General features: G+C 74.9%; 8 protein-coding genes. 2 read left to right on the forward strand and 6 right to left on the reverse strand.

Annotated elements, in window-relative coordinates:
* Positions 1-12: 12 nt before the first annotated feature.
* Positions 13-702 (forward strand): TetR/AcrR family transcriptional regulator, encoded by a 690-nt coding sequence (locus MF672_RS25775; protein ID WP_242374738.1) that lies wholly within the window; start codon positions 13-15, stop codon positions 700-702.
* On the opposite strand, the gene MF672_RS25780 is transcribed toward MF672_RS25775, so the two are convergent.
* From MF672_RS25780 to MF672_RS25805, 6 genes are all read right to left on the reverse strand, one after another.
* Complete coding sequence (locus MF672_RS25780) at positions 689-2,566, reverse strand: YyaL domain-containing protein (RefSeq protein ID WP_242374737.1); 1,878 nt, start codon at positions 2,564-2,566, stop codon at positions 689-691. The genes MF672_RS25775 and MF672_RS25780 overlap by 14 nt on opposite strands.
* Positions 2,560-5,160 carry an alpha-mannosidase gene (locus MF672_RS25785; RefSeq protein WP_242374736.1) on the reverse strand — a complete coding sequence of 867 codons (2,601 nt, stop codon included), beginning with the start codon at positions 5,158-5,160 and terminating at the stop codon, positions 2,560-2,562. Before MF672_RS25785 ends, MF672_RS25780 begins: the two co-directional genes overlap by 7 nt.
* Positions 5,157-5,879 (reverse strand): D-sedoheptulose-7-phosphate isomerase, encoded by a 723-nt coding sequence (locus tag MF672_RS25790; protein ID WP_242374735.1) that lies wholly within the window; start codon positions 5,877-5,879, stop codon positions 5,157-5,159. Before MF672_RS25790 ends, MF672_RS25785 begins: the two co-directional genes overlap by 4 nt.
* On the reverse strand, positions 5,876-6,904 hold the full coding sequence (locus MF672_RS25795; RefSeq protein WP_242374734.1) for an ROK family protein: 1,029 nt from the start codon (positions 6,902-6,904) through the stop codon (positions 5,876-5,878). Before MF672_RS25795 ends, MF672_RS25790 begins: the two co-directional genes overlap by 4 nt.
* A gap of 109 nt (positions 6,905-7,013) precedes the next feature.
* The gene (locus tag MF672_RS25800) at positions 7,014-8,054 is read right to left on the reverse strand and encodes a LacI family DNA-binding transcriptional regulator (protein ID WP_242374733.1); all 1,041 of its coding nucleotides are present in this window, start codon (positions 8,052-8,054) and stop codon (positions 7,014-7,016) included.
* On the reverse strand, positions 8,051-9,898 hold the full coding sequence (locus MF672_RS25805) for an MBL fold metallo-hydrolase (RefSeq protein ID WP_242374732.1): 1,848 nt from the start codon (positions 9,896-9,898) through the stop codon (positions 8,051-8,053). Before MF672_RS25805 ends, MF672_RS25800 begins: the two co-directional genes overlap by 4 nt.
* A gap of 32 nt (positions 9,899-9,930) precedes the next feature.
* On the opposite strand from MF672_RS25805, the gene MF672_RS25810 reads away from it, so the two are divergent.
* Positions 9,931-11,571 carry a glycoside hydrolase family 84 protein gene (locus MF672_RS25810; RefSeq protein ID WP_242374731.1) on the forward strand — a complete coding sequence of 547 codons (1,641 nt, stop codon included), beginning with the start codon at positions 9,931-9,933 and terminating at the stop codon, positions 11,569-11,571.

The following is an 11,571-nucleotide window of genomic DNA, read 5'->3' on the forward strand; positions in this document are numbered from 1 at the left end:
TACTCTCTTACTATGGCGAGGACGACACCGGGCGTCACCCGGCAGCGGCTCATCGACGAGGCGCTCAAGCTGTTCGCGACGCGGGGCTACGCCGCGACGTCGGTCGCCGACATCCAGGCGGCGTGCGGGCTCACCACCGGCTCCGGCGCGCTCTACAAGCACTTCCCGTCCAAGCGGGCCCTGCTGGAGGAGGCGGTGCGGCGCAACCTGGAGACGATCGCCGCGCGCGCCGCCGAGGCCACGCGGCCCCTGCCGGAGGACGGGCGGGCGGCGCTGGAGCGCCTGGCGCGCACGGTGTGGGAGGTCCTGGACGCCGACCGGGCGCTGATCCGGGTCATGCTGCGCGAGTTCGACGCCTTTCCTGAGCTGTTCGAGCAGCTCTGGCAGGGGGTGGTCGCGAGCGTCTACGCCCAGGGCGCCGCCTGGATCACCGCCCGCGGGGAGGCGGGCGAGGCCGGCGGCGGGGCAGGCGCGGGGATGGGCGCCGAGGCGGGCGGCGAGGCCGACGCGGGCGGCGGAGCCGGGACCGGGGCCGGGGCCGGTCCCGGTGATCCGGAGGCGGCCTCGGCCGTGTTGCTGGCGTCCCTCACCTACTACCCGCTGCTGCGGATCATGATCGGCCACACGCCCGGCGACCTCGACCCCGAGCGGTTCCTGGCGGCGTGGGTCGAGCACGCCGCCGCCACGCTCAGCCTGCGCTGACCGGCTCCGCGAGGCCGGCCGCCCGCTCGGCGGCGAGCGCCTGCTCGCAGGCCAGCAGCAGCACCCCGGCGCTCCAGGCGTGCGACAGCGTCAGGTACATGCCCTTCGGCTGGAAGCAGTCCGTCTGGTAGTAGCGCTCGGTGATCATGCCCCGGTAGCCGTTGACGTCGCCGTCGGCGGCCGGGAGGAGCTGCCGGAAGCAGGCCAGGGTCTCGGCCGCCCGCTCGGCGTAGTAGGGGTCGCCGAGGGCCCGCGACAGCTCGATCAGCTCGGCGGTGCAGACCAGGCCGTAGGCGTGCACGTGCTGGTTCGACGGGGACGCCTGGTCGGCGCCGCGGGTGGCGAAGCCGTACACGCCGAGCGGGGTGCGCGGCCCGAAGCGCACGTTGTAGGTGTAGCGGAAGGTGAGCGTCCAGTCGGCGGCGCGGCGGGCCAGCTCCAGCCAGCGCCGCTCGCCGGTGCGGCGGTGCAGCGCCAGGTAGGCGAGCACGGCGGCGTAGCCGTCCTCGGAGGTGGGGGCCAGGTCCACGTCCTCGGGGGCGCCGTAGATGAACTCGTCGTGCACGAAACGGGCGTAGTACTCCCCCGCCCGGACCGCCGCCGCCAGGTAGCGCTCCCCGCCGGCCTCGGCCAGCGCGGCCACCCAGGTCAGCCCGGAGGCGCCGGACCACGACAGCACCTCGCCGGTGGCGGCGTGGTGCAGGCTGCCGAGGTTGCCGTCGGCGCGCTGCCGGGCGGCCATGACGTCCAGGTTGGAGCGGGCGGCGGCCGCCCATTCCGGGTCGGGACGCAGCCGCAGCGCCCGCACCAGGAACAGCGTGGCCTCGCCCAGCGTGCGGGCGTGCAGCGCGTCCTTGACCGGGGTCCAGCTCTGCGACCAGCCCGCGTGCCGGTACCAGGTGCCCCAGAACGTGCCGGACGGCGACAGGTTCGCGCAGACGAAGCCGATGACCTTCTCCGCGGCGGCCACGTGCTCGGCCCGCCCGGTGCGCAGCCCGTGCTCCAGCAGCGCCACCGCCCAGGGGATGCCGCTCACCCACCCGACGTGCATGGCCTGCCGGTCCACGCGCTCGCCGTTCGTGCCGCTCACCTCGCGGTCGAAGCCGACGGTCTCCAGCAGCACGCCGGGGTCGGGGTCGTAGTGCCAGCGGTAGAGGCCGTCGGCGGCGATGCCGGCCGCCGACGCGACGCTCTCCCACGGGGTGACCGGCGCGCCGGGCAGCCGCAGCTCGCGGTCCTCGCGCAGCAGCGGCGCGTACGCGTGCCGGTCGGCGGGCAGGGCGCACGTCGCCAGGGTGAGCGTCCGGGTCTCCCCCGGCTGCCACACGTGCTCGGCGGCGCGGGCGGGCAGCGGCAGCGCCGACCCGTAGTACGTCACCGGGTACTCCCGGTACGGGAAGAGCAGCGCGATGGTGGCCCGGTCGCCGTCCTGCTCGAACGCGAGCCCGGTCGGCCCCAGCGGCGACTCCTCGTCGGCGATGAGCGCGGCCCCGCCGTCCTCGCCCCACACCAGCACGGCGGGCGTGGCGGCGCGGTCCGCGCGGAACCCCCACCGGGCGGAGACCATCTCCGCCGGCCGGTCGGCGCCGGCCTCGAAGCGGGGGAAGATCCGGGCGCAGGCCGCGGGCCGGTTCTCGCCGTAGAACAGGCCGGGGATCAGCCACCACGGGTCGGCGGCGGGCAGCGTCCGGCCGACCCGGACGGTGCCGGGCGCGGGCGCGGCGCCGTCGTGGCGGACGGTGAGCCGCAGCTCGCGCCGCCCGCTGGGCAGCGGCTCGCCCCACCGCCCGTCGATCGCGAACGGCCCCTCGCCCAGCACCTCGACGGTCACCTCGCCGCCGCCGGGGTCGCGGAAGGTCACCATGCTTCCACCGTGAACGCTCCCTTGCGGGTGGTCAGCTCGACCAGGTCGCTCTCCACGGCGGCGAACGGGTCGTCCAGCGGGATGCGGAACGTCCTGATCTGGCTCGGCCCGAAGTCGGCGGTCAGCCGGACGCCGGCCAGCGGCACGTCCAGGGTGGCCACGGCGGGCCGCCCGGTGCACTCGACGGCCCGCACGACCAGGTCGCGCGGCGCGTCCTCGTGCAGCTTGACCGCGGTCACCATCACCTGGCCGCCGCCGTCGTCGAGGTAGCCGAGCGCGCCGGGCAGCGGCCCGTCGTGGAAGCTCTCCAGCATGGCCCGCACCGGGGAGCCGAGCAGCGCCGCCCGCCGCGCGAGCCCGGCCGCCCGCCAGTCGCCGGCGTGCGGCACCAGCAGGTACGTGAACCGCTGCGTCCCCTGGTCCTGGTAGGAGTAGACGCCGTCGGGGTCCAGCAGCCGTGGATCGTGCCAGGCGTGCACCGGGCTGCGCACGGCGGTGATGCCGATGCTGGGGCTGCGGCCGGGGGCCTGCGGGGCGACGTCGTAGCCGTGCTTGGCGTTGTTGACGACGGCGAGGCCGGCGCCGGCGCCCGACAGGTCCACCCACGACTGGGCGGGCTCCTCGGCCCCGTCCACCGGCCTGGCCAGGTGCCCGAACGGGATCTCGTACGTGGCCGCCGGGTCCTCCAGCGCGACCGGGAAGCGCAGCTTCATCAGGTGGGCCCGCTCGCGCCAGTCGAGCGTGACCCGCACCTCGACCGCGTCGTCGTCGCCCGCGCCGAGGATGAACTCCTCGGCCAGCGTGGAGCGGCCCCACTCCCGCTCGACCCGGATGCGGCCGCGCAGCGGGCCGTGCTCGCGCAGCGTGATCGAGGTGACGGCCATCGCCTCGCCCGGCCAGTCGTAGGACAGCACGCGGTGCCCCCACGTGTCGGTCGGGTCCTCGCAGACCACGGTGTGCTCGCCGCTCGCGCCGGCCACGAGGTCCACGCCGGTGCGCTTGTCGAGCAGGCCGCGCAGCCAGCCGGTGGCCGGGTCCAGCTCCAGGCGCAGGACGTCGTTCTCCAGGAGGTGCGCGGTGGCCGTGAGGCCGGCGGCCGGCATCGGCGGGCCCTGGCGCAGCCGGTAGAGGCGGTAGCCGAGCGGCGGCAGCTCGGCGCGGAACACGGTCGCCCCGCGGCCCTTGTCGTCGGTGGTGGCGACCGACTGGGTGCGCTGGCACAGCACGTCGGCCCCGTCGGCGTCCACGACGTGCACGCCGCCGGGCGCGAGCCCGTACTGCATCTCGACGCGGGTGGTGACCGGCCACGGGTGCGGGTTGAACACGACGACCGGCTGGGTGCCGTCCTCCTGCGGGACGGCGATCTCGCGGGCGATCACGTTCTGCGCCCGCGTGATGATCCGCTTGGCGATCGCGACGGCCTCGCCGAGCTGGTCGCGGGCGTCGTCGTAGGCGGGCTCGATGGCCGAGCCGGGCAGCACGTCGTGGAACTGGTTGAACAGCACCTGCTTCCAGGCCCGCTCCAGGTCGGCGCGGGCGTCGTGGCCGGCGACGGCGGCCCAGCGCTCGGCCGACAGCACCGCGGCCTGCGCGCGGCGCTGCCACTGCTTGACGCCGGAGTGGGCGGAGTAGCAGCCGGCCGCGTGGTGCTGGAGGTCGTCGCGCCACACCGGCAGCGCGGCCAGGCCCTCCTCGCCGAGGCGCTTGGCGACCTCGTCGAAGTAGCGGCGCGGCGAGGACATCGTCAGCTCGCCGAAGGTGCCCATCCGGTCGTAGCGGTGGATGGACTCGATGTTGGCCTTGGTGGGGCCGCCGCCGTGGTTGCCGACGCCGTAGAAGACCATGAGGTCGCCGAGCGAGCGGTCGAGCTGGCCGAGCGCCTTCTCGGTCTGGCCGGCCACCTCGCCGGGCGGGCTGCAGTACTCGAACGGGATGCGGTAGGCCAGCACCCGGCTGCCGTCCGGGGACTCCCACCAGAACATCGTGCCGGGCAGCTCGCTCTCGTGCGGGCCCGGGCGCAGGAAGCAGTAGGAGTCCATGCCCTGGCCGCGCAGGATGGCCGGGAGCATGGCGTTGTGGCCGAACGGGTCGACGTTCATGCCGACCGTGGCGGTGACGCCGAACTTCTCCTTCAGGTAGCGCTGGCCGTACAGGCCCTGCCGGACGAACGACTCGCCGGCCGGCATGTTGCAGTCGGGCTCGACCCACCAGCCGCCGGTCATGACCCAGCGGCCCTCGGCGACCCGCTCGCGGATGCGGGCGAACAGCTCGGGGTCGGACTCCTCCACCCACGACAGCAGCACGACCTGGTCGCAGGTGAAGACGAAGTCGGGGTACTCGTCCATGCGGTGGATCGCCGACCAGAACGTGGCGCGGGCCTCCTGGTAGCCCTCCTGCCAGGGCCAGAGCCAGACCGGGTCGAGGTGGGCGTTGCCGATCATGTGGAGGGTGCGGCCGGGGGCGGCGGCCGGGCGCGGGGCGCGCGGCAGCCCGGCGGGCTGGGCGCCGGAGGGGGCGTTCGCCATGGGCGCCCTGCGGCCGGTCGTGGGGCCGGTCGTGCGGCCGGTCGGGCGGCCGGTCGGGCGGCCGGTCATGCGGCCGCCCAAGCGTCGACCTTCTCGCTGATCATGTGCAGCATCAGTGTGTGGATCTCCTGGATGCGCGGTGTCTCTGCGGAGGGGGCGAGGAGAAGATGGTCGGCGTGCGCTGCGGCGGCTCCGCCGTCGCCTCCGCCGAACAGTACCGTCACCGCGCCGTTGCTCCGTGCGGCCCGCAGGGCCGCGACCACGTTGGGCGAGTCGCCGCTCGTGGTGAAGGCGGCCACGACGTCGCCGGGGCGGGCCAGGGCCAGCACCTGACGGGCGAAGACGTCCTCGTAGGAGTAGTCGTTGGCGATGCAGGTCATGACGGTGGCGTCGGTGGTGAGCGTCACCGTGGGCAGGGGGCGGCGGTCGCGCTTGTAGTGGCCGATCAGCTCGCCGGTGAGGTGCTGGGCGTCGGCCGCGCTGCCGCCGTTGCCCAGGGTGTAGAGGGTGCCGCCGCGGGCGAAGGTCTCGATGAGCAGGTCGGCGGCGGCCTCGACGACCGGCACCAGCGCCGCCATGGCGCGGGCCGCGGCGAGGTGCCCGGCGACGTGCTCGGCCAGCGCGGGCGGCAGCTCCTGCACGCCGCCACGGGACGGCTCGCGCGGCGGCTCCTGCACGCTCTCATTAGACGGCTCGCGCGCGGGAAGGGACGGGAGCATGGGGGCGCCGCCGCGGTGCACCTCCCCTCTCTTGAGCGAGGCGGCGGTGCGGGACGGGGTCGAGGTCATCGGGCGCCTTCCGTGGTCAGCAGGTCGTGGGCGACGGCGCCGGCCCCGACCACGCCGACGCCCGCGCCGAGCCGGGACAGCTCGACGCGCGCGGCGCGGGCCGCCGGGGGCATGGCGTCGCGGGCGACGGCCTCGGCGACGGGCCGCAGCAGCCGGTCGCCGGAGCGGGTGACGCCGCCGCCGAGGACGACCAGCTCGGGCTCGAAGGCGTTCACCAGGTCGGTGAGCGCGCTGCCGAGCGCCCAGGTGGTCTCGTCCCAGATCTCCATGGCGAGCGGGTCGCCGGCCGCCGCCGCGAGGGAGACGTCCTCCGCGGTGGGCCGCCCGACGGCGGGCAGAGCAGGGGCGGGCAGAGCAGGGGCGGGCAGAGCAGCGGCGGGCAGGGCAGCCGACAGGGACGACGGCCGGCCGGCGGCCAGCGCCTCGCGGGCGCGCTCGGCGATGGCCGTCCCGGAGGCGTAGGCCTCCAGGCAGCCGAGCCGCCCGCACGAGCACCGCCGGCCGCCCGGCCGGACGAGGACGTGTCCGAGCTCGCCGCCGTTGCCGGCCGCGCCCCGGTGCAGCCGCCCGCCGATGACGGCGCCGCCGCCGACGCCGGTCGAGACGGTCAGGTAGAGCATGGTGGAGGTGCCGCGGCCCGCGCCGTAGCGGTGCTCGCCGAGCGCGGCGGCCGTGGCATCGTTCTCAAGCGCGGACGGCACCCCGAACGCCTCGGCCGCCATCGCGCCCACCGGCACGCCGATCCAGCCGGGCAGGTGCGGCGGGCACTCCAGCACGCCCGCCGCGGCGTCCAGCGGCCCGCCGCAGGAGATGCCGACGGCGGCCGGCCCCTCCGGCAGCCCGGCCTCGGCCACCGCTTTCCTGCCCAGGTCGAACAGCCTGGTCAGGACGGCCTCCGGCCCCTCCTCCCTGCGGGTGGGGGCGCTCTGCCAGCCGTGGATCGCGCCGTCGCCGGTGACCACGCCCACGGCGAGCTTGGTGCCGCCGATGTCGAGCGCCAGGACGGGCGGAAGATCGTGCTCCATCAGACCTCCGAGAGGGAACGAGCGCCGCAGTGCGGGCTGTGACATCGTTCCCACACGGGAGCATAGGCCGGGCTTTCCCCACGGGTCAACGCGAGCGGCGGGAGAATTGTCAGAGCGCGGGCGGGGCGGCGCTCGACTCGCGGGCCACCAGCCGCACGTTGAGCACGGTCGTGACGGAGTCGGCCTCGGGCATCTCGATGCGCTCGTCGAGCCGGCGCACGGCGGTCGCGCCCAGGTTGAAGGTGTCCTGGGCGACGGCGGTGACGGTGGGCGAGACCATGCTCATCCAGGGCGCGTCGTCGAAGGCGACCAGGCTGATGTCCGCGGGCACGCGCAGCCCCAGCTCGCCGATGGCCCGCCACACGCCCTCGGCGAGCACGTTGTTGGCGGCGAAGACGGCGGTCGGCCGGTCGGGGCCGCGCAACATGTCGACCGCCCGCCGCCGCGAGTCGGCGACGTCCCAGCCGGAGGAGACCACGAGGTCGGGGTCGACCTTGATGTCGGCGGCCGACAGCGCCTCCAGGTAGCCCTGGTAACGCTCGTAGCCGGTGGTCCAGTCGGTCTCGTCGATGAACAGCGCGATGCGGCGGTGGCCGAGCCCCACCAGGTGCGCGGTGGCGGTGCGGGCGCCGACCCGGTTGCCCACCACGACGCCGTCGGTGGAGCCGGCCGCGAACTGCCGGTCGACCTCGACCACGGGGATGTGGTGCGAGGCCAGGTAGGTGGAGACGGCCGAGGAGTTGGGCGTGACGATGACGCCGGCCACCCGCAGCGCGACCAGCGCCTCGGCGGCCTCGCTCTCGGCCTCGGCGGACAGGCTCGTGTCGGCCAGCACGAGGGTGTAGCCGCGTTCGCGGGCCTCCCTGCTGGCGCCGGCGGCCAGCTCGGCGTAGAAGGGGTTGCGCAGGTCGCTGACCAGCACCCCGACCGACCGGCTCACCTGCTGCTTCAGCGTGCGGGCCATGACGTCGGGGACGTAGCCCAGCTCGGCGGCGGCCCTCAGCACCCGCTCGCGCACGTCGCTGGCCGCGTACCCGCGGCCGGTGAGGGCGCGGGATACGGTGGAGCGCGAGACGCCGGCGGCCTCCGCGACGTCCTTGATGGTGGGCCGCCGGGAACGGCTGAGGGGGGTACGCCGCTCGATGGTCATCGAATCCCTTCCGCGACCACGTCGGCGAGCGCCTCGGCGTGCTGCCCGAGGCGCAGGTCGCCGATGGTCAAGTCGACTGCGAGGCGAACGCGTCGTCGCGGCACGACGTCGGCGCCGAGACGGAGATGCACCTGCTCCATACCCCCTCCGGGGATTCTTAGCGTCACCGGCCCCTGCTCGCGCTCCCATCCCGGCGGGACGACCGGCTCGACGGTGGCGATGACCTTCTCCGGGAAGGGGTTGCGCACCGTGGCCGTGAGCACCAGCTCGCCCCCCGCGGGGACGCTGGCATAGTACGGCGTCAGCCGGCACAGCACGCCGTCCGCCCCGAGGTCGAGCCGGTCCAGCGGCAGCAGGTCGTGGTGGAGCGCGACCAGCTCCTCGCCGCGCTCGGTGAGCATGCGCAGGTGGGCCTCGTCCACCCAGCGGGGCCGCCAGTGGCCGCTGACCATGAGGTCGGGACGCAGCCGCCGGTAGAGCGCGGCGCTCTTGCGGTAGTCGTCGATGCGGAAGCGGTTCTTGTACTGGAAGTTCAGGATCTCCTGGCGTTCGCCCGGGATGCCCATGCCGTCCTGCTGGTCGCCGGTGACCAGGACCTTGTGGCCGTCGACGGTGAACTCGTAGGCGGCGGCGAACAGGGTGTGGCCGGGCAGGTCGTGCACGGTGATCTCGTACTCCCGCCAGCGCACGGCCCTGCCCAGCTCCAGCACCCGGTCGGCGGGGATGGGGTCGAACCACTGGCAGGGCAGGTCGTGGTGGAGCGGCGCGGCCAGGACGGGCGCGATGTGGGAAGGTGCCCAGATCTGGGTGCCCTCGACCTCGCGCAGCAGCGGCATGCCGGCCACGTGGTCGTCGTGGTAGTGGGTGGGCACGGCCACCTCGACGTCGGTGACGCCGTAGCGCTCGCGCAGTGCGGGCAGCGAGGCCAGCCAGGGACGGCGGGCGGCCCGGGAGGTGTTGCCGACCAGGCCGGTGGACATGTCGTAGCCGAAGTCGAAGACCATGGCTGCGCCCGACTCCGACAGCAGCACGTAGCTGTAGGACTGGGCGCTGCGGTTCATCAGCAGGTGGGTGGTGACCTCGACGAACGGGTTCTCCAGCAGGCCCTTGACGTCCCACGGGTGGGGGCGGCGGAAGTCGACGTAGCGCTGCATCGCCGCCGACAGCTCGCCGAGCGCACCGGCCGGGTCGGTCATCGGGTCGCCGTGCGAGGGCAGCAGCAGGGCGAGGTCCTCGCGCCGCAGCAGCTCGCAGCTCAGGACGACCATGGCCGGGCCCTCGTTCTCGGTGTAGGACCACTGGGTGGCGGCCAGCGACCACACCTTGCCTGGGGCGTAGATGAGGTCGCCGGTGAACGCCGTCCGGCCGACCACGTACGTCACCGAGCCCATGGTGTGACCGGGGGTGGGCAGCACGCGCACCTCGACGCCGCCGAAGTCCGCGGTGCGGTACTCGGGGACCGTGCCCGCCACCGGCACCGGGTCGAGCAGCGAGAAGCGGTCGTCGCGCAGGTCGTAGTCGTTGCCGAGCTGCCGGCCCGACCACATCTCGCCGACGTCGTCGAACAGCTCGCGCTCGACCGGCGGCACGTGGATGGGGATGCCCGCCGCGGCCGCCCGCGCCAGGCCCTGCGCCTGGTCGCGGTGGTGGTGCGTCATGAGGACGTGGGTGAGCCGGTCGACGCCGATCTCGCCGAGCAGGTCGAGCACGCGGCCCGAGCCGAAGTCGATCGCTATCCCCGTGCGCTCCGCCCCGTCGCGCGCGGGGGCCGTCACGACATAGACGTGACAGGTGTCCTCCACGCGGAAGACGCCGGGCGCAACTTCGGCCACATCCTCACTCACAAGGCTCTATTCTATCCGGTATCGTTCCCACAATGGATGTCCTCCAGTGGATCGTTCCCTGTCCCAAGAAGGCCGCCATCGGGTCTTCCCACGTCGAGCTGGGCCACTGCCTGCCGCAAGGCGACGTGCCGGCCGCCTTGGCCCCTCTCCTCGCAGAGCGGCCGGCCGGCGGCCCGGATACCACGGTCGAGGTGCGCGTCGACGCCGCCGCCGGGCTGCCGGCCGAGGGCTACACGCTGAGCGCCGGGCAGGGCCTCGTGGTCATCGTCGGGGCCGACGCGGCGGGGGCGTTCTACGGGGCGCAGACGCTGCTCGCGCTGGCCGCCGCCCCCTGCCCCGAGCACGCCAGGTGCGTGCCGGAGTGCGAGGTGCGCGACTGGCCCGACCTGCCGCTGCGGGGCACCATCGAGGGCTTCTACGGCACCCCGTGGAGCCACGCCGCCCGGCTGGACCACCTGCGCTTCTCCGCCCGGCACAAGCTCAACGCCTACGTGTACGCCCCCAAGGACGACCCCTTCCACCGGGAGCGGTGGCGGGAGCCGTACCCGGAGGAGGAGCTGGCCCGGCTGGCCGAGCTGGTGGCCGAGGCGGCCCGGCAGCACGTGCGGTTCGTCTTCGCGCTCAGCCCCGGCCTGTCGATGGTCTGCAGCGACCCCGCCGAGCGGGCGGCGCTGCGGGCCAAGGCCGGGCAGGTGTGGGAGGCGGGGGTGCGGGAGTTCGCGCTGCTGTTCGACGACATCCCGCCGGAGCTGCGGCACGAGGCCGACCGGGAGGCGTACGGCACGGCGGAGGGCGCGAGCGCGAGCGCGCACGCGGCCGTCTGCCGCGACTTCGCCGCGGAGTTCCTGGCCCGGCGCGGCGCCGAACGCCCGCTGACCATGGTCCCCACCGACTACGCGGGCACCGCCCGCTCCGCCTACCGCGACCGGCTGGCCGACGAGCTGCCGCCGGACGTGCTCGTCTGGTGGACCGGCCCGGACATCGTCGTGGGCGCGATCCCGGCCTACGACATGACGGCCGCCGCCGCCTCCTACGGCCACCGCCTGGCGCTGTGGGACAACTTCCCGGTCAACGACTTCGACTTCTCCCGCGTCTTCCTCGGCCCGCTGGTGGGCCGGGCGACCGACCTCGCCCACGTGCCGCTGGCGGGCATCACGGCCAACCCGATGGTCGAGGCCACCGCCTCCCGGCTGGCGCTGACGACGGTCGCCGACTACGCCTGGCACCTGGCGGCCTACGACCCGGCGCGCTCGCACCGCGCGGCGGTGCGGCTGCTGCCGGGGGCGGCGGAGCTGCTGCCGCTGGTGGAGGCGTGCTCGTCCTGGCCGCCCGGCGACGACCAGAGCCCGGCCCTGACCGCCCTGTGCGCCTCCGTCCTGCTGGGCGAGGGCGCGGCGCGGCTCAGGGCCGAGCTGGAGCGGCTGGCGGGGCTGCCGGTGGACGTGCCGGGGCCCTTCGCCGCGGAGCTGGCCCCGTGGGTGGCCGCCGCGAGGGACATGGGCGCCGCGGGTCTGGCGGCGCTCGACCTGCTCGCCGGCGGCGACCCGCAGGCCGCGCGGCAGGCGCTCGAACGGGCCGAGGCGCACGAGAAGAACGTGCTGCGCGGCGTGATCCCGCCGTTCGCCCGCGCCGTCCTGGAACGCGCCAACGCGCAGGACGCACCCCAGGAGTAG

The sequence above is a fragment of the Actinomadura luzonensis genome, assembly GCF_022664455.2.
Taxonomy (GTDB): Bacteria; Actinomycetota; Actinomycetes; order Streptosporangiales; family Streptosporangiaceae; genus Nonomuraea; species Nonomuraea luzonensis.

Coding starts and splice junctions, on each gene's coding strand:
- MF672_RS25810 (WP_242374731.1), top strand. CDS start 9,931: ATGGATGTCCTCCAGTGGATCGTTCCCTGTCCCAAGAAGGCCGCCATC.
- MF672_RS25775 (WP_242374738.1), top strand. CDS start 13: ATGGCGAGGACGACACCGGGCGTCACCCGGCAGCGGCTCATCGACGAG.
- MF672_RS25780 (WP_242374737.1), bottom strand. CDS start 2,566: ATGGTGACCTTCCGCGACCCCGGCGGCGGCGAGGTGACCGTCGAGGTG.
- MF672_RS25795 (WP_242374734.1), bottom strand. CDS start 6,904: ATGGAGCACGATCTTCCGCCCGTCCTGGCGCTCGACATCGGCGGCACC.
- MF672_RS25800 (WP_242374733.1), bottom strand. CDS start 8,054: ATGACCATCGAGCGGCGTACCCCCCTCAGCCGTTCCCGGCGGCCCACC.
- MF672_RS25790 (WP_242374735.1), bottom strand. CDS start 5,879: ATGACCTCGACCCCGTCCCGCACCGCCGCCTCGCTCAAGAGAGGGGAG.
- MF672_RS25785 (WP_242374736.1), bottom strand. CDS start 5,160: ATGACCGGCCGCCCGACCGGCCGCCCGACCGGCCGCACGACCGGCCCC.